We start from the raw sequence: 15,640 nt of genomic DNA on the forward strand, positions 1-15,640 counted from the left end.
TTTTTTTTATCTGTTTGTCCTCATTTTGTCTTCTCATAGTCATCATATGACAGCTCAAGTTTGGAATAATTGTTCCATCGCTTCGTCGAGATTGGTGATCGGCTGGCGGCAGCTGTAGTTTTCACAAATATAGACCGTCGTGCTGTCGTTGATCGTTTTGTAATCTTTTGCAAAAGGTGCGAGCCTTGCTAATTCTTGCCCTGTTTCGGCAGTTAAAATGAGATCAAATGGCATGAATCGTTTTTGCAATGCTTGTAGAAGCTGTTCTTTTTGCGGATCGCCCTTTTTCCCGAGAATAATGATTTCTCGTTTTACGGCATATTGGCTTAATAGTCCTTGTAAAAAGGCGGTATGTCCGCTTGGATAGGAAGAGACATCGACGTAAAAGGCGCTGAACATCTTCTCTAGTGTTTCGATCCAGTCTTGACGTCCGATCATTCTGCTTAGTTTCAGAAGCTGTTGGAGTGCAGTACTGTTACCAGACGGCATGGCCCCGTCGTATACTTCTTTTTCACGAACGATAAGCGCTTCTGCATCTGAGCCTGAGAAGAAAAAGCCCCCGATTTGCTCATCCCAAAACAGTTCAAACATATTTTCAGCAACGGCTCTTGCTTTTGTCAGCCAATCTAGGTCAAAGGTCGCTTCGTATAAAGACATATACGCTGTGAGCATGTGCGCATAATCCTCGATAAAGCCTAGATGCTTTACGTCCCCTTCTCTGAAGCGGACCATGAGGCGTCCCTGTTGGATGAGGTGTGTTTCGAGAAAAGACATCGCCTGTTTTGCCATGCGTATGGCCTCTTTTTCATGAAAGACACTCCCTGCTTTGGCAAGTGCGGAAATCATCAGCGCATTCCACGAGGTGAGTACCTTGTCATCGATTAGCGGTGCAGGCCGCTGCTGTCTTACAGTGAGTAAGATGTGTCGAGCGGATTGCAGTTTGGAATGAAGGGTTTTGTCGTCGATTGAAAAAGCTGCTTTGATGTCATCAAATGAGGTGGAAATAGTATGAGGGATGTTCTGTCCTTCAAAGTTCCCTTCCTCTGTGATGTGGTAGACCGCACAAAATAAAGTGCCGAGATCATCGCCTAAATGGGTCATGATCTCCTTTTTTGTCCAAACGTAATATTGCCCTTCCTTTCCTTCTGAATCGGCATCGATTGCCGAATAAAAAGAGCCATCACGATTCATCATGTCTCGTTTGATAAATTGAATGAGGTCTTGGACAAGCTTTTCGTACTCAGGGTGTTGAGTGATTTGATAGGCTTCGGTGTAGGCATTTATTAGCAAGGCGTTATCATACAGCATCTTTTCAAAATGCGGCACAAGCCATTTTTCATCGGTTGAATACCGAGTAAATCCAGAACCAATATGATCATAAATACCGCCGTTTGCCATACCGTTTAACGTTTTTGTGACAGCATATAACGCATTTTCTTGCCCTGTCCATTCAAAATAGCGCATGAGAAACGTGAGCATATGAGGCGCAGGAAATTTAGGCGCAGAACCGAAGCCGCCATACAGCGTATCAAAGCTGCTCATGAGCTGATAATAGGCTTTGTGAATCGACTCCTGAGTGAGCGTATTTTCTGTCTGCCCTGCTGCCTTGATCCGCAAATTATTTGTTGCCTTTTCTGCCAATGATTCAATATGATCTCGGTCGTTGTGATACGCATCCAGCAATTGCGTCAGTGCATCAATGAAGCCAGGACGGCCGTAAGCACTTCTTTTTGGAAAATAAGTCCCCGCATAAAACGGCTTTTGATCAGGCGTGACAAACACGTTGAGCGGCCAGCCGCCTTGCCCAGTCATCATCTGACAAACGGACATATACATCGAGTCAATGTCTGGACGCTCCTCACGATCGACTTTGATTGAAATGAAATGCTCGTTTAGGATGTCGGCGACTTGTTGATCTTCAAAGCTTTCGTGTGCCATGACGTGGCACCAGTGGCATGTTCCTTTGGCTAACCATACCCAATCGATACGAAAACAGGTTTGTTTTCGCGTTTCGCTTTTTCGAAAGCTTCGTCTGACCAGGTGTACCAGTTGACCGGGTTATAGGCGTGTTGAAGAAGGTATGGCGACTTTTCAGCGATTAATCGGTTGGGTATTTTTTTGTTTGGCATGGGATCACCTACCTTTAGTTTATTTTATTAGTAACGTCTAGCTTAGCATTAAAATTGAATACCTCCAAAAACTTTAATTATCAGTGCATGGAGACCTAATAAGTGATATTCATAGTATGATAATTGATGATTTAAAAATATCTAAGTGCTATTATGTATAAACAATATTCTTTCTTCCAAGTTAAAAATTGTTTTTATGAAAAAACCTGGACTTTTCAAATGATTTATAAGATAATAGTACATGTAATTTAATTAAGGAGGTTTTGTTATGAAGCCTATAGCTATTGACCTTTTTTGTGGAGCTGGTGGTATGAGTGAGGGTATTCTTCAAGCTGGGTTTCATATTGTATTCTCCTCTGATATAAGTGTGGATGTTGAGAAAACATATACCTTTAGACATAAACAATTAGGGTTGATTCATGGAGAAAACACTTATTTCAAGAGAGCTGATATAAGAACTTTAAGTTCAGAAGAAATCTTATCATCAATTAGAAATTTAAATATTTTTAAAGATAAAGATAACTTACCACAAATAGATGCTATTTTTGGTGGTCCACCATGTCAAGGTTTTAGCAGAGCAGGACTTCGCAAAAAAGATGACCCTAGAAATATGTTATTCAGAGAATATTTAAGGATTGTAAAAGACATACATCCCAGATACGTTATTATGGAAAATGTTGAGGGGTTTATGGATACTAAAATGGATGGATATACTGGCATTACAGGTGAAACATACGAAGACGGAAGTTTAATGCCAGAGATATTGGTAAATGAATTTAATAAAATTGGTTATTTAACCTTAGAGCCTATGCTGTTAGATGCTTCAAATTACGGTGTCCCTCAAAGAAGAAAAAGAGCAATATTTATAGCTTATTTGGAAGGAGAAGAAATCCCAGCTTATCCAGAACCCATAACACCGAGTGAAAATGAAAAAGTATCTGTTGATGAGGCTATAAGTGATCTAATAATAGATAGTAAGAAGAAGGAAAAGTACTTTAATAAGTACTCCGAGTACCAACTTTCCTCGATAAATGGAAGAACAAAATCAGTTTCAGGTACTACTATATATTCAAAGGAAAATATCTATAATCATGATTTTTCAAATCATAGTGCGCTTATTCAAGAAAGATTTTCTCTATTTCGTGAAGGTGAAAGTTCTTCAATGTTAAAAAGAAGAATTAGAGAGGAAGGAATTAATTTAACTGAATATCCATCTCTCTTAAAAGAATGTGTGAACAAACTTGAAGAGAAATATGAACCAGAACAAGTTATTTCATTTTTTAATAGGCCACCAGTTGATGAAGAGTTGATTAACGCTTTGCTAACTAAAAAGAATAATAGATATAGATATAAGAAGGATAGTGTATCTCCTACAGTTGTAACATTGCCTGATGATTATCTAACTCCATATGAGAACAGGATACCTACTGTGAGAGAAATGGCAAGATTACAATCCTTTGATGATAGTTTCATCTTTTTAGGTAAAAGAACCACCGGAGGGCAACGTAGAAAAGTAGAAGTACCTCAGTATACACAAGTTGGAAATGCTGTCCCGCCATTATTAGCAAAAGCAATCGGTATAAAGATAATTCAAGCTATAAAAACATCAAATGAAAGACGCCTAAAAATTCAAGTATAGGCGTCTTTCATTCGAGTTAATATAACTTAAAGTATGAATAAGTTGATGATATGAATTGTAACTCTGAGTTTAGTCTTCTTAACATTCCATTTGTTGAAGATGAAAAATTTCTGCCAAAGATATCTTTAACAGAATTAGCTACTGAGGGCATAGAAGGGTGACCCCAATAGTTACCTCCAGAAAGATTTTGAACTCGTTTTACACAGGTGCTGCTAGGTTTAATTTTTGATAGCTGAACTGTCGGTACTGTAACAAACGAATATGTGAATTTTTTCAAATCGTTGATTGAATATGCAGAAGTTCCGACTGTGATAGAGTGCCTCATAAATCCCCTAGAGGAATAAATCATATCCCATAACATTGGAATTTGTGCATTGTCATTCCAATTAGTCTTGCATTGTATCACTCCAACTTCACAAGACGAAAAATCTCTTTCTAGCAATGCATTGATAATAGGTTTGTAATTATATCCTCGCCCACGTCGTTTTACAGCAGGAACAACTCTTCCGCTGTTATCTCTAATAGTTATATTTAGTTTGTCTACCTCAGTATAGTCGCCTTTTTTAGGAAACGTAATTGCAATTAAATCAGACTCAGTTCCTGAAGGGAATGTACCGTAACTAACTCTTAATGCATCACTAATAGGAGTTGGTATCAAGTTTTTCTTCTGTTTAACTACTACTGTACGTGTTCCAATCAAACATATATTTAAATACCAGCACACAAGAGCTTCCCATGCGTGTCCGGCTGCGGATATATCAGATTGAGAACGTCCAGAAACACCTGTTAATTTAAAAATAGTTGAAAGTTTATCTCCTAAATCAATAACATTTGAAGCATTCAATGGAGTTGAATGCTTGTGAATAAGGTCTTTCCAAACCTGAAAGGACCGTTCGAATGTTTCCATTTCAAATAAATCGTTAATTGCTTCTTCTCTTAAGTATTCCACGATGCTTTGTTCCACATCTAGCTCTCCTAACAATTTAAACTTTAGTGACATTATACTATAGGAATTGTTCTTTTGGAAAAGTTTAACGAATCTATTAACAAACTTATGAGTTTCAATTATTAGCAGTGTCACCAGTGGCAAGTGGCATAGCCAATGCTGACAAGCAACGGTTTATTTTCACGTTTCGCTTTGTCGAAGGCTTCTTGCCCCCACGGATACCAGTGAACTGGGTTGTGAGCGTGCTGAAGGAGATAAGGTGATTTTTCCGTGATGAGTGGGTTGGGTGTTTGGTTGTTTGGCATGGGTCACCTTCTTTCTAAATGTTTTTTAGTATTTTCTTTTCTCCATTTAATATATCAGATTGCTGAGGCTCGTCATATTTTGTCTGTGAGGTATTCCCATCATGAAAAAACAAGGGCTATAAACCCTTGTTTTGTCATTATTTCACCTTTTCATCACTTCAATCGTAATGTTTTAACAAGATGGCTGAATTATGTCCTCCAAAACCAAAAGAATTGGATAGCCCATATTTCAATGGAAGCTGTCTCGCTTCTAATACAACATCTAAATTGCAATCTGGATCTTGTTTCTCTACATTAATAGTTGGCGGAATCATTCCTCGTCTCAAACTTTCCACTAAAGCAATCGCTTCTACTCCGCCTGCAGCACCAAACATGTGCCCAGTCATTGACTTGTTCGCAGTTGTTGGAATTTCACCTGAACGATCACCAAATAATTTCTTAATGGCTAGAACTTCTGAACGATCACCTACTTGTGTACTTGTTGCATGAGCACTAATAACATCGATTTCACTTGTTGATATATCTGCACTTCTCAATGCTTTCTTCATGGCTAAGTAGGCACCCTTACCTTCTGGGTGTGAAGCGACCATATGATGTGCATCTGAACTAGCCCCGTATCCCACTACTTCACATAATATCGGCGCATCTCTAAGAATTGCGTTGTCTAATGATTCTAATACTAAGATACCTGCGCCTTCACTCATAACAAAGCCATCTCTATCTGTATCGAATGGACGGCTAGCTCGACTTGGGTCTTGGTTTCTAGTAGATAGTGCATGTGCGTTTCCAAAACTAGCCAAAGATATCTGGTTGACGGCAGCTTCTGCTCCACCGGCAAATATAATATCTGCTTCATCATTTCGGATCGCATTGAAAGCTTCACCAATAGAGGTGTTCCCAATAGAACAAGCTGTGACTGGTGACAATGATGGCCCTTGTGCGCCTAATTTGATGCTGATTTGGGCCGCAGCTGCATTTGAAATCATCATGGGGACAAGGCTGGGGCTTACTCTCGATGGACCTCGTTTATCTAATACATTCACCTGATCAACAAGTGATTGTATGCCCCCGATTCCTGAACCAACATATACGCCTAAACGTTCAAGATCTACTTGATCTAACTGTAATTGTGAATGTTCTAATGCTTGTTCGGCTGCTGCTAAGGCAAACTGACTAAAACGATCTAATCGTTTTGCTTCTTTTCTCCCTAATATTTCATCTGCATCGAAATCACGAACGATTCCAGCTATTTTTGTTTTATAATCAGTCGTATCAAAAGAATCAATGAGAGATATTCCCGATTGTCCTTGAACTAGTTGATTCCAAAAGCTATCTATATCATTTCCTAGTGGAGAAATAACTCCCATTCCAGTAATGACAACTCTTTTCATGATCATTCCCTCCTTGTTTTTATTAACTTTAGCCATTGTGTTATCCTATTACAAGTTGTTGTTTATCATAGTATAATGAATAATATTTTAAAAGGAGACCTTAATGAAACCTGAAACAAGACTTCAAGCATTATCAGAATTTCTAAAAAACCAACGTTCAAAAATCACGCCTCAAATGGTTGGTTTACCTGTAGGAACCCGCCGAAGAACACCAGGACTCAGAAGAGAAGAAGTGGCTCAACTAGCCGGTGTGAGTCTTACTTGGTATACATGGTTAGAGCAAGGCAGAGATATAAAAGTATCTACTTCGGTATTAGATGCGATTTCTAGTGCATTACAATTAAATAACGATGAAAGGAGATATTTGTACGCTTTAGCGTTAGAGGAAGGTGTGAAACAATCCTATATCATTGAGAATGAGAAGGAAATCAGTCCGGCTTTAGTGAAAATTCTGCAGGAACTTCGTTATTGCCCAACGATTATATCTGATAGAAGAAGTCAGATTGTTGGGTGGAATCAAGCAGCAGCTAATGTATTTTTGGACTTTGAACAAATCATCCCGGCAGAAAGAAATATCATACGCTTACTATTCGCAAGAAAGGAATTTAAAAGTTTAGCCGTGAATTGGGAGCATTTTGTAAGAGGATATATCGCCATATTTAGAACGTATTATGGACAGTATGTGGCGGATGACTGGTATGAGCAATTTATAGAAGAAATGGAGCAGGCATATCCTGAGTTTCGTAAAATTTGGAATGAAAATGAGATCAGTTATGCACCTGAAGTATTAATTGAATTTCGTCATGCCAAGGTAGGGAAAATGTTGTTTAATCTCACTTCATTACAAGTGTACGGGGATACTGATTTAAGATGCAGTGTCTATACTCCAGTTGAGGATACTGAAACGGAGCTTAAGTTAAAACGTTTAATTGAAGGGTAGGTATCGTTTGGATGAAGTTATTGAGTGCATTAATATAAAATAGATCCTATGCAAATCAGTGACAAGTGGCATAACCGATGCTGACAAGCACCGGTTTAGTTTCACGTTGAGGCTTCTTGCCCCCAAGCCTATATCTTTTCTGGTAAATGGTGTTTATACATCTCAATAGCATCTGTATGTTCTTTTAAAATACTCATTGTTTTTGGGTGAGGTGAGTTTAGAGAATGGTTTATAGGTAGGATTTTGACCAATGGTACCAAGCGGCAGTTCTTTGTTTGATCCAATATAATGCTGTAAAGTCATGGGTTGCCCTCTTTCCTTGAAATATTCCTTATAGCGTTGATTATTTCCTTTTTACCAATTTAGAGGTGAATATGCAATGGCTTGACATATCGGTATTTCTAGATATACAATGTCTGCCATGGAACCTATTGATGTGTTTAAGGCATTATCGAATGAAACAAGGTTGAATATTTTAAAGTGGCTTAAGGAACCTGAGAAGCATTTTCCTAAGCAAGGCGCTCATTTACCGAAGGAGGTTAGTTATAAGGGGGGCGTTTGTGTTGGGGATATTCAAGAAAAGGCGCAAATTTCTCAATCAACGGTCTCTAGCTACTTACATTTGATGCAAAAGGCTGGTCTGCTTGAATCGGTACGGCATGGACAATGGACATACTATAGACGAAATGAAGAATTTATCCAACAGATCGGACAATATATGAAAACAGAGATCTAAAGGATGTGTGATTTCTGTTTTTTTCTATTCTATATATCTATTTATCTAGATATATAAATATATGAATCAAAGGAGATTTGATGATGCGTTTAATTTTTTATGTGCTTGCACTATTAGCGGGTGCGGCACTTAGTTTTGAAGGAGCCATCTATGCGGAGCTTGGGAAGTCGATCGGACAGTTAGAAACGAGTTTTTATAACTTTTTTGTCGGTTCAATTATTATGGGGCTATTGTGGCTCTTTTTTGGCAAAGGTGACCTTTCCTATACGTTGAAGGCACCAAAATGGTCGCTACTTGGCGGAGCGATGGGGGTTGTGTATTTAACGTCTATTGTGGTGAGTGTTCCATTCGTTGGTGTGGGGGTAACGATGGTCGCTGTCATTATTGGTCAGCTGTTGATGAGTATGGTGATTGAGCATTTTGGCTGGCTTGGGAGTCAGAGAACGAGAGTAAACAAAGAGAAGGTATTTGCGGTCATTTCGATGATCATTGCCCTTATTCTTATTCATTAGGAGGAAAGTCGATATGGCATTATTGTTAATTTTATTTACTTTAATCGGAGGCATTACGTTAAGTGCGCAATCTTCCATAAACGGTACGTTTAGCAGGAGAGCGGGTACGATTGAAACGACCTTTTTGACCTTTTTAACGGGTACGATGTTTTTGACCATTCTGATTTTATTCTTTGGGAGCGGCCATCTGTTGAATCTCTTGCATGCGCCGAAGTGGCAGTTGAGTGCGGCTTTTCTTGGAACGGCTTATTTAATTCTGACAGTGATCGCTGTTCCGAAAATCGGTGTCATTGCTGCGAATATTGCGGGGATTGCTGGGCAGCTTGTCATTGGAATGGTCATTGATCATTTTGGCTGGTTCCATAGCTTGGTGATTTCACTTGATCTCAAACGCATATTGGCATTGTTCTTTATGCTGATCGCTCTTTATTTTATTTACAAAGGAAATAAGCGCTCTCGAGAGGAAGCGAGTGCTTAAAGAGAAAGGGCTGCTGCGACATTTGCTCTCAGCAGCTCTTTTATACTGATTCATCATGTTTGACTAAATACCTATCAGGGTATACTATCTGATCATAGGGAAAAGAGAAAGGAGTGTTAAACGTGGAGTATAATCAGCAGATGAAGAATCGTCTTCGCAGGATTGAAGGGCAGATTAAAGGAGTTCTTGCGATGATGGAGCAGGGAAAGGATTGCCGCGAGGTGGTGACGCAGCTATCTGCATCTCGTAATGCGATTGATCGGGCGATGGGTGTGATTGTGAGTACAAACCTTGAACAATGTGTCCGTGAAAGTCTTGAGCAAGGCAAGGATACAGAGGGGCTTGTCAAAGAAGCGGTTGAGCTCTTGGTGAAAAGCCGGTAAGAAATTCCTCAGCCTTTGGAGGTTGACGAATTTTTTTACTTGTTATAATATACCCTTACCGGTATGTGTATATATTTTTTGTCTTCTATATACCCCCACGGGTAATTAAGATAAGGAGGATCATGATGGAGGAACAGAAAAAACGAACGACGATTGTTTTATTTAGTGGAGATTATGATAAAGCGATGGCCGCTTATATTATTGCAAATGGCGCAGCAGCTTATGATCACGAGGTGACTATTTTTCATACTTTTTGGGGGCTGAATGCCTTGCGTAAGGAAGAGATGGTGCCACTGAAGAAGGGATTTTTAGAAAAAATGTTTGGCAAAATGATGCCGCGCGGCGCTGATCGAATGGGGCTGTCAAAGATGAATTTTGCAGGAATGGGACCGAAGATGATCAAGCATGTGATCAATAAACACAATGCCATGACCCTGCCGCAGCTCATTGATATGGCAAAGGAACAAGAGATCAATCTCGTGGCATGTACGATGACGATGGATCTTTTAGGGCTACAGGAGAATGAATTATTAGCAGACATTCAATATGCCGGTGTGGCAGCGTATTTAGCAGAGGCGGAAATCGGGAATGTGAACTTATTTATCTAGGGGGGTGTCCATACATGATTCAAATGCTTTTGCTCATTATTGTGATCGCTTTGCTTGTGAGCCGTTTTCTTCCCGTACGGGGTGTGAAACAAATGGACGCAGCTCATCTGAAACCTAAATTGCATAGTCGGCATCAACAGCTGATAGACGTGCGATCACCTTTAGAGTTTCAAACAAATCATATAAAAGGATTTCAAAATATCCCCTTATTCCAGTTAAAGGAACGAGCGCATGAGCTTGAGAAAGACAAAGAAGTGTATGTGATCTGCCAGAGCGGGATGAGAAGTATGCAGGCGGCTAAATTGTTAAAAAAACAGGGATTTACCCACATTACGAATATCAAGGGTGGCATGAATGCTTGGCGATTATAGGTATAAATAGGCTTTAAAATATACCCCCACCCCTATAAAAGGAGGAAAAACAATGCAGCAACCAACAGCAATTCTAGATGCAAAAGGATTGGCATGCCCAATGCCCATTGTCAAAACGAAAAAACAAATGAATGAGCTCTTGCCAGGAGATGTGCTTGAAGTGCAAGCAACCGATAAAGGGTCTACAGCGGATTTAGCAGCTTGGTCAAAAAGCGCCGGTCATGAATTTTTAGGAACAAAAGTAGAAGGACAGGTGCTTCATCATTTGATTCGTAAAGGCGGAGCGAAACAGGAGGAGGAGCAGTCAATGATTTCGGAAATGTCGTTGAACATGTTTCAACAGAAGGTAAAAGAAGATCAGTCATTGTTTATTTTAGATGTACGAGAGCCGGATGAATATGAAGCGGGCCATATTCCAGGAGCTGTTCACATCCCTCTTGGCGAGGTGGAACAACGTGCTGATGAATTGAACCGAGAAACGCTCATTTACCTCATCTGTCATTCAGGCAGAAGAAGTGAATTAGCCGCACAAAAGTTAAAAGAAAAAGGATTTCATCAATTGATCAATGTAGTGCCAGGCATGAACAGCTGGACAGGAGAGATTGAAAAATAGGAGCTGAATGAACCAATGACTGTAAAAGCAATGACAGCAGAACAGTTAACAAAAAAGATCATCAACAAAGAGCCGATCTTTTTGTTGGATGTACGAAACGAATCAGATGTGCAGGACTGGAAAATTGAAGGGAAAGCCGTTGAATATTTAAATGTGCCTTACTTTGAGCTTCTTGATGGCGTAGAGGATATGGTGGAGAACATACCGGATGACCTAGATGTACTGGTCGTTTGTGCGAAAGAAGGCTCTTCTATTATGGTGGCAGAGATGCTGTCAGAGGCAGGCAGAACGGTCCATTATTTGCAAGGCGGCATGAAGGCATGGAGTGAGCATTTAGAGCCAGTGAAGATCGGTGATTTAACTGGCGGTGGAGAGTTGTACCAATTTGTGCGAATGGGCAAGGGGTGCTTGTCCTATATGATCATGTCGAATGGGGAAGCTGCGATTATTGATGCGGCTAGAATGACGGAGGTCTATACGCAATTTGCTAAAAAACATCAAGTCACGGTGACGCATGTGTTTGATACGCACCTTCATGCGGACCATATATCTGGCGGGAAAAAGCTGTCTGAACAGACTGGTGCTATCTATTGGCTACCGCCAAAAGACGCCGAAGAGGTGACATTTGATTACAATCACCTTGAAGAAGGACAGCGTGTGACGATTGGAGCGACGGAGATTGAGATTCATGCCCTTTATTCACCGGGCCATACGATTGGTTCAACCTCTTTTATCGTAGACGGCCGTTATCTCCTTTCAGGTGATATTTTGTTCATTGATTCGATCGGAAGACCTGACCTAGCCGGTATGGCGGAGGACTGGGTAGGTGATTTGAGAGAAACCCTTTATACACGATATACGGCGCTTTCGGCAGAATTGATTGTGCTGCCTGCACATTTTATGATCGTGGATGAGCTGAATGAAGACGGAAGCGTTTGGAAGGCGCTAGGCGCTTTGTTTGAAGAAAATCACGGGCTGAACATTGAAGATGAAGACGTATTTAGACAAATGGTCACGCAGCATCTACCTGCACAGCCAAACGCTTATCAAGACATTCGGTCTACCAATATGGGGAAGCTGCATCCAGACGAGGAAGCGCAGCGAGACATGGAAATTGGTCCAAACCGTTGTGCGATTCGATAATGTTCAATAAAATAAAGAAGCGAGGGATGATTAGATGACATCAGATCACATTTTAGACGTAACCGGGCTTGCATGCCCAATGCCGATTATTCGGACGAAGAAAAAAATGAACGACTTGGCAGAAGGCCAAGTATTAGAAATACATGCAACAGATAAAGGGGCCAAAACTGATTTGGCTGCATGGGCTAAGTCAAGCGGACATGAATTGATCACGCAGACAGATGAAGGGCATGTGCTGAAGTTCTGGGTGAGAAAAGGGTCCTAAAGGGGAGAGGGGTATCTATGAGGGAGCCCCTTTTCCTTTTGCAAAGGAGGAGACCAGCGTGGATTTTGCATTTTTCATTACTTTATTTATCATCGGATTTATTGGTTCCTTCTTATCAGGAATGGTCGGAATAGGAGGATCGGTGATCAACTATCCCATGCTGCTTTATATCCCGCCTCTTGTCGGAGTGATGGCATTATCGGCTCACGAGGTTTCAGGGATTGGTGCCATTCAAGTACTATTTTCGACACTCGGCGGTGTGCTGGCGTATCGAAAAAGCGGATTTTTACATCGACCATTGATTTTATATATGGGGAGCAGTATATTGGCAGGGAGTTTATTAGGCAGCTATTTATCACATTTCCTTCCAGAGAAAGGCATCAATGTAGTCTATGGTCTGCTTGCCATTGTCGCTGTCATTTTAATGCTTGTTCCGAAAAAAGGTCAGCGGGCAGAAGCAGATGGAGAGGTGACCTTTCATAAAGGACTGGCGGCTGGTATTGCCTTTGTGATCGGAAGTGTATCGGGTGTATTAGGTGCAGGCGGTGCCTTTATTTTAGTGCCGGTGATGCTATCAATTCTCAAAATCCCTGTGCGGATGACGATTGCGTCGTCTCTGGCGATTACGTTTCTCTCCGCGATCGGCGCATCGGCTGGGAAAGTGCTGACTGGTCAAGTCATGTTCTTGCCTGCTCTTGTCTTAATGGTAGCCAGTTTGATGGCCGCGCCGATTGGGGCGAAAATTGGTCAGAAAATCAATGCCGTTTATTTGCAATGGGCGCTTGCCGTGATGATTACAGCCACAGCGATCAAAATCTGGGTGGATTTATTATAAGAAAAAGACCAACAACTGAGAGCAAGGGCTCTTTTCCATGTGTTGGTCTTTTTTATTTCATGTCATCGTGCTCGATATACGTTTCAAGTGCAGGGTGGTACTCTTTTTGATAATGAAGATTGGGGCATGTTTTCACGACTTTGCCTTGCAAGGCATTGGACTTCGAGACATCTAATGCTGTTTTACATTTTGGACAACGTTCGTTAAATATTGAGAGCCAGCGCTTCATAGATCACCACTCCAGTTAAAGTCTTAAAAACCGATTATATTAATATGAATTATAGGGGATTGTGTGAAGGAGGTCAATGGATATTTGGCTCTTTTTAACAAAAAAGAAGCATCGTATAAGATGCTTCAGCGTGTAGACAAATCCTTGCATTCTTTGTCAATAATTTGAAGTATGATTAGTAGGCTTTTGCCCAGAACACCATATCAGAAGCAGGTTTCCCGCAGCAGACACATGTGTCAGAAACGGATTCTTGTTCAAACGGGATACAGCGTGATGTTGCTCCTGTTCTCTCTTTGATGTCGTTTTCGCAGTCTTCATCACCGCACCACATGGCTTTGATCAACCTGTTTTCTTCGGCAAGAAGCTGCTCGATGTCATCGATTGTGTGGGCGTTTGATGTTTTTTCATGTAATCGTTCTTTTGCTTTTTCGTACATCGTCTGCTGAATGTCTTCAAGCGTGGACGTGATGGTTTGTTCAAGTGCATCTAACGTGACGGCTTGCTTTTCACCTGTGTCTCGTCTTGCGAGCATGACCTGGCCTTTTTCCATATCCTTTGGTCCTACTTCTACGCGTAATGGGATGCCCTGCATTTCGCATTCGTTGAATTTCCAGCCAGGCTGTTTATCACTTGCATCGATGTCAGCGCGTGCGATGCGGGCGAGTCGATCCTTTAATTCATAGGCATGATCGAGGACACCTTCTTTATGGGAAGCAATTGGCACAACACGTACTTGGGTTGGCGCAATGTTTGGCGGCAGGACAAGTCCTCTGTCATCGCCATGCACCATGATCATAGCGCCAATGATTCTTGTGGTGAAGCCCCATGATGTTTGCTGGACATGCTCTAATTTTCCTTCTCGATTTAAAAATTCAATGCCAAACGCCTTGGCAAATCCGTTGCCGAAGAAGTGAGAAGTGGCGGTTTGCAGGGCTTTTCCGTCATGCATCAAGCTTTCAACCGTATAGGTGAAGCGGGCGCCAGCGAATTTTTCTTTCTCTGTTTTTCTTCCTTTAATGACAGGGATCGCTAGAAGCTCTTCACAAATAGACGCATAGATATGGAGCATTTTTTCTGTTTCTTCAATCGCTTCTTGCTCAGTCTCGTGACAAGTGTGCCCTTCCTGCCAGAGGAATTCAAGGGTTCTAAGGAATGGACGTGTTGTCTTTTCCCAGCGGACGACATTGGCCCATTGGTTATATAGCTTCGGTAAATCACGATAGGAGTGAATGATGTTTTTATAATGCTCGGCGAACAGCACTTCAGAGGTTGGTCTGACGCAGAGTCTTTCTTGTAATTCCGAATCACCGCCATGTGTCACCCACGCCACTTCAGGAGCAAAGCCTTCGATATGATCCTTTTCTTGCTGGAGAAGGCTTTCTGGGATAAAGAGCGGCATATAGACATTCTCGTGACCCGTTTCTTTGATTTGACGATCAAGTTCGTCGCGAATATTCTCCCAAATTTTAAAACCGTATGGCTGAATAATCATACTGCCTCTAACGCTTGAATAATCGACGAGACGCGCCTTTGTGACAACATCTGTATACCACTGGGCAAAGTCGTCTTCCATGCTTGTAATTTTCTCAACAAATTGTTTCTTTGACATTGTCTTTTTCCTCCTTTTAAAAAAACAAAAAAGCTGTGCTTTAAGTTAGGGACCATTCCTGGTGGTACCACCCTAATTTAAAGCACAGCTTTACACTCGATCATGATAACGGTATGAACCGCTGTATGAAACAGAACTAAATCGGCAGGTTCACTTGAAGATGTCAGTAGGAACTTCTCAGCACCGTTCCCTCTCTGTTAAAGGTCAATTCAAGCTACTATTCCAGATCTACGTTGATCCTTGTTCGTTGATTTTTCATCAGTTTACCTGTAAATGGGGGAGAAAGCAAGTTGGTCCGCAAGTTCATTTCATGCCTTTCTGAGGTCGTTTATGTCGAAGAGCCATTGGCAAACATTTTCTATTTTTGCAGCTTGCACGTTATGGAAGGCTATGCTAATATATTTGAAGAAAAAAATAGACTTGTATAACCTCAATAATATGGTTTGAGGGTTTCTACCAGGATCCGATAAATCCTGATTACAAAAGCGCGCTTTCCTTTTTTGTAATC

18 protein-coding genes, 2 pseudogenes and 1 riboswitch are annotated in these 15,640 nt (G+C 41.0%); of the genes and pseudogenes, 12 read left to right on the forward strand and 8 right to left on the reverse strand.

The window, feature by feature from the left end:
- Positions 1–54: 54 nt before the first annotated feature.
- Positions 55–1,938: a thioredoxin domain-containing protein gene (locus NSQ52_RS01235; protein ID WP_342473827.1), complete on the reverse strand. Its 1,884-nt coding sequence runs from the start codon at positions 1,936–1,938 to the stop codon at positions 55–57.
- A 35-nt stretch (positions 1,939–1,973) separates the two neighbouring features.
- Positions 1,974–2,129, reverse strand: a pseudogene (locus NSQ52_RS01240) (DUF255 domain-containing protein); the annotation flags it as partial.
- 268 nt (positions 2,130–2,397) lie between these two features.
- On the opposite strand from NSQ52_RS01240, the gene NSQ52_RS01245 reads away from it, so the two are divergent.
- Positions 2,398–3,768 carry a DNA cytosine methyltransferase gene (locus NSQ52_RS01245; protein ID WP_268356555.1) on the forward strand — a complete coding sequence of 457 codons (1,371 nt, stop codon included), beginning with the start codon at positions 2,398–2,400 and terminating at the stop codon, positions 3,766–3,768.
- A 16-nt stretch (positions 3,769–3,784) separates the two neighbouring features.
- On the opposite strand, the gene NSQ52_RS01250 is transcribed toward NSQ52_RS01245, so the two are convergent.
- The 3 genes and pseudogenes from NSQ52_RS01250 to fabF form a co-directional block, all read right to left on the reverse strand.
- A complete protein-coding gene (locus NSQ52_RS01250) occupies positions 3,785–4,732 on the reverse strand; it encodes a hypothetical protein (protein ID WP_268356554.1) in 948 nt (315 codons plus the stop codon).
- 116 nt (positions 4,733–4,848) lie between these two features.
- Positions 4,849–5,019 (reverse strand): annotated as a pseudogene (locus NSQ52_RS01255) (DUF255 domain-containing protein); the annotation flags it as partial.
- A gap of 158 nt (positions 5,020–5,177) precedes the next feature.
- Complete coding sequence (gene fabF / locus NSQ52_RS01260; protein ID WP_342473828.1) at positions 5,178–6,410, reverse strand: beta-ketoacyl-ACP synthase II; 1,233 nt, start codon at positions 6,408–6,410, stop codon at positions 5,178–5,180.
- A gap of 103 nt (positions 6,411–6,513) precedes the next feature.
- Between fabF and NSQ52_RS01265 the strand changes: the two genes are divergently transcribed.
- Positions 6,514–7,350, forward strand: coding sequence for a helix-turn-helix transcriptional regulator (locus NSQ52_RS01265; protein ID WP_008359338.1), 837 nt, complete (start codon positions 6,514–6,516; stop codon positions 7,348–7,350).
- 162 nt (positions 7,351–7,512) lie between these two features.
- Here NSQ52_RS01265 and NSQ52_RS01270 read toward each other — a convergent pair whose 3' ends face one another.
- A complete protein-coding gene (locus NSQ52_RS01270) occupies positions 7,513–7,653 on the reverse strand; it encodes a hypothetical protein (RefSeq protein WP_167493191.1) in 141 nt (46 codons plus the stop codon).
- Positions 7,654–7,771: 118 nt separating this feature from the next.
- Here NSQ52_RS01270 and NSQ52_RS01275 point away from each other — a divergent pair, with 118 nt between their 5' ends.
- The 10 genes from NSQ52_RS01275 to NSQ52_RS01320 all read left to right on the forward strand — a co-directional run bounded on the left by NSQ52_RS01275 (position 7,772) and on the right by NSQ52_RS01320 (position 13,294).
- Complete coding sequence (locus NSQ52_RS01275; protein WP_008343888.1) at positions 7,772–8,086, forward strand: metalloregulator ArsR/SmtB family transcription factor; 315 nt, start codon at positions 7,772–7,774, stop codon at positions 8,084–8,086.
- Between the two features lie 83 nt (positions 8,087–8,169).
- Entirely contained in the window at positions 8,170–8,598 is a 429-nt protein-coding gene (locus NSQ52_RS01280) for a DMT family transporter (RefSeq protein ID WP_008343887.1), read from the forward strand.
- A 13-nt stretch (positions 8,599–8,611) separates the two neighbouring features.
- Entirely contained in the window at positions 8,612–9,076 is a 465-nt protein-coding gene (locus NSQ52_RS01285; RefSeq protein WP_138278038.1) for a DMT family transporter, read from the forward strand.
- Positions 9,077–9,198: 122 nt separating this feature from the next.
- Positions 9,199–9,459: a metal-sensitive transcriptional regulator gene (locus tag NSQ52_RS01290; RefSeq protein WP_003217059.1), complete on the forward strand. Its 261-nt coding sequence runs from the start codon at positions 9,199–9,201 to the stop codon at positions 9,457–9,459.
- A gap of 125 nt (positions 9,460–9,584) precedes the next feature.
- Entirely contained in the window at positions 9,585–10,067 is a 483-nt protein-coding gene (locus tag NSQ52_RS01295; RefSeq protein ID WP_008343885.1) for a DsrE/DsrF/DrsH-like family protein, read from the forward strand.
- Positions 10,068–10,081: 14 nt separating this feature from the next.
- The gene (locus NSQ52_RS01300) at positions 10,082–10,438 is read left to right on the forward strand and encodes a rhodanese-like domain-containing protein (protein WP_041508159.1); all 357 of its coding nucleotides are present in this window, start codon (positions 10,082–10,084) and stop codon (positions 10,436–10,438) included.
- Positions 10,439–10,490: 52 nt separating this feature from the next.
- Positions 10,491–11,051: a sulfurtransferase TusA family protein gene (locus tag NSQ52_RS01305; RefSeq protein WP_047946119.1), complete on the forward strand. Its 561-nt coding sequence runs from the start codon at positions 10,491–10,493 to the stop codon at positions 11,049–11,051.
- Between the two features lie 15 nt (positions 11,052–11,066).
- Positions 11,067–12,194 carry an MBL fold metallo-hydrolase gene (locus NSQ52_RS01310; RefSeq protein ID WP_024719147.1) on the forward strand — a complete coding sequence of 376 codons (1,128 nt, stop codon included), beginning with the start codon at positions 11,067–11,069 and terminating at the stop codon, positions 12,192–12,194.
- A gap of 34 nt (positions 12,195–12,228) precedes the next feature.
- Positions 12,229–12,459, forward strand: coding sequence for a sulfurtransferase TusA family protein (locus NSQ52_RS01315; RefSeq protein WP_342473829.1), 231 nt, complete (start codon positions 12,229–12,231; stop codon positions 12,457–12,459).
- Positions 12,460–12,517: 58 nt separating this feature from the next.
- Entirely contained in the window at positions 12,518–13,294 is a 777-nt protein-coding gene (locus NSQ52_RS01320; RefSeq protein WP_327855592.1) for a sulfite exporter TauE/SafE family protein, read from the forward strand.
- A gap of 52 nt (positions 13,295–13,346) precedes the next feature.
- On the opposite strand, the gene NSQ52_RS01325 is transcribed toward NSQ52_RS01320, so the two are convergent.
- Together NSQ52_RS01325 and proS are read right to left on the reverse strand one after the other, a co-directional pair.
- On the reverse strand, positions 13,347–13,523 hold the full coding sequence (locus NSQ52_RS01325; RefSeq protein WP_017358723.1) for a hypothetical protein: 177 nt from the start codon (positions 13,521–13,523) through the stop codon (positions 13,347–13,349).
- A 175-nt stretch (positions 13,524–13,698) separates the two neighbouring features.
- Positions 13,699–15,132 carry a proline--tRNA ligase gene (gene proS / locus NSQ52_RS01330; protein WP_342473830.1) on the reverse strand — a complete coding sequence of 478 codons (1,434 nt, stop codon included), beginning with the start codon at positions 15,130–15,132 and terminating at the stop codon, positions 13,699–13,701.
- Positions 15,133–15,532: 400 nt separating this feature from the next.
- A riboswitch (purine riboswitch) is annotated at positions 15,533–15,632 on the forward strand.
- Positions 15,633–15,640 lie beyond the last annotated feature (8 nt).

Origin of the sequence: Bacillus sp. FSL W8-1141, from assembly GCF_038593205.1 — a bacterium.
Taxonomy (GTDB): Bacteria; Bacillota; Bacilli; order Bacillales; family Bacillaceae; genus Bacillus; species Bacillus altitudinis.

Coding starts and splice junctions, on each gene's coding strand:
- NSQ52_RS01245 (WP_268356555.1), top strand. CDS start 2,398: ATGAAGCCTATAGCTATTGACCTTTTTTGTGGAGCTGGTGGTATGAGT.
- NSQ52_RS01295 (WP_008343885.1), top strand. CDS start 9,585: ATGGAGGAACAGAAAAAACGAACGACGATTGTTTTATTTAGTGGAGAT.
- NSQ52_RS01325 (WP_017358723.1), bottom strand. CDS start 13,523: ATGAAGCGCTGGCTCTCAATATTTAACGAACGTTGTCCAAAATGTAAA.
- NSQ52_RS01300 (WP_041508159.1), top strand. CDS start 10,082: ATGATTCAAATGCTTTTGCTCATTATTGTGATCGCTTTGCTTGTGAGC.
- NSQ52_RS01280 (WP_008343887.1), top strand. CDS start 8,170: ATGCGTTTAATTTTTTATGTGCTTGCACTATTAGCGGGTGCGGCACTT.
- NSQ52_RS01305 (WP_047946119.1), top strand. CDS start 10,491: ATGCAGCAACCAACAGCAATTCTAGATGCAAAAGGATTGGCATGCCCA.
- proS (WP_342473830.1), bottom strand. CDS start 15,132: ATGTCAAAGAAACAATTTGTTGAGAAAATTACAAGCATGGAAGACGAC.
- NSQ52_RS01275 (WP_008343888.1), top strand. CDS start 7,772: ATGGAACCTATTGATGTGTTTAAGGCATTATCGAATGAAACAAGGTTG.
- fabF (WP_342473828.1), bottom strand. CDS start 6,410: ATGAAAAGAGTTGTCATTACTGGAATGGGAGTTATTTCTCCACTAGGA.
- NSQ52_RS01270 (WP_167493191.1), bottom strand. CDS start 7,653: ATGACTTTACAGCATTATATTGGATCAAACAAAGAACTGCCGCTTGGT.
- NSQ52_RS01265 (WP_008359338.1), top strand. CDS start 6,514: ATGAAACCTGAAACAAGACTTCAAGCATTATCAGAATTTCTAAAAAAC.
- NSQ52_RS01310 (WP_024719147.1), top strand. CDS start 11,067: ATGACTGTAAAAGCAATGACAGCAGAACAGTTAACAAAAAAGATCATC.
- NSQ52_RS01235 (WP_342473827.1), bottom strand. CDS start 1,938: ATGGCACACGAAAGCTTTGAAGATCAACAAGTCGCCGACATCCTAAAC.
- NSQ52_RS01285 (WP_138278038.1), top strand. CDS start 8,612: ATGGCATTATTGTTAATTTTATTTACTTTAATCGGAGGCATTACGTTA.
- NSQ52_RS01315 (WP_342473829.1), top strand. CDS start 12,229: ATGACATCAGATCACATTTTAGACGTAACCGGGCTTGCATGCCCAATG.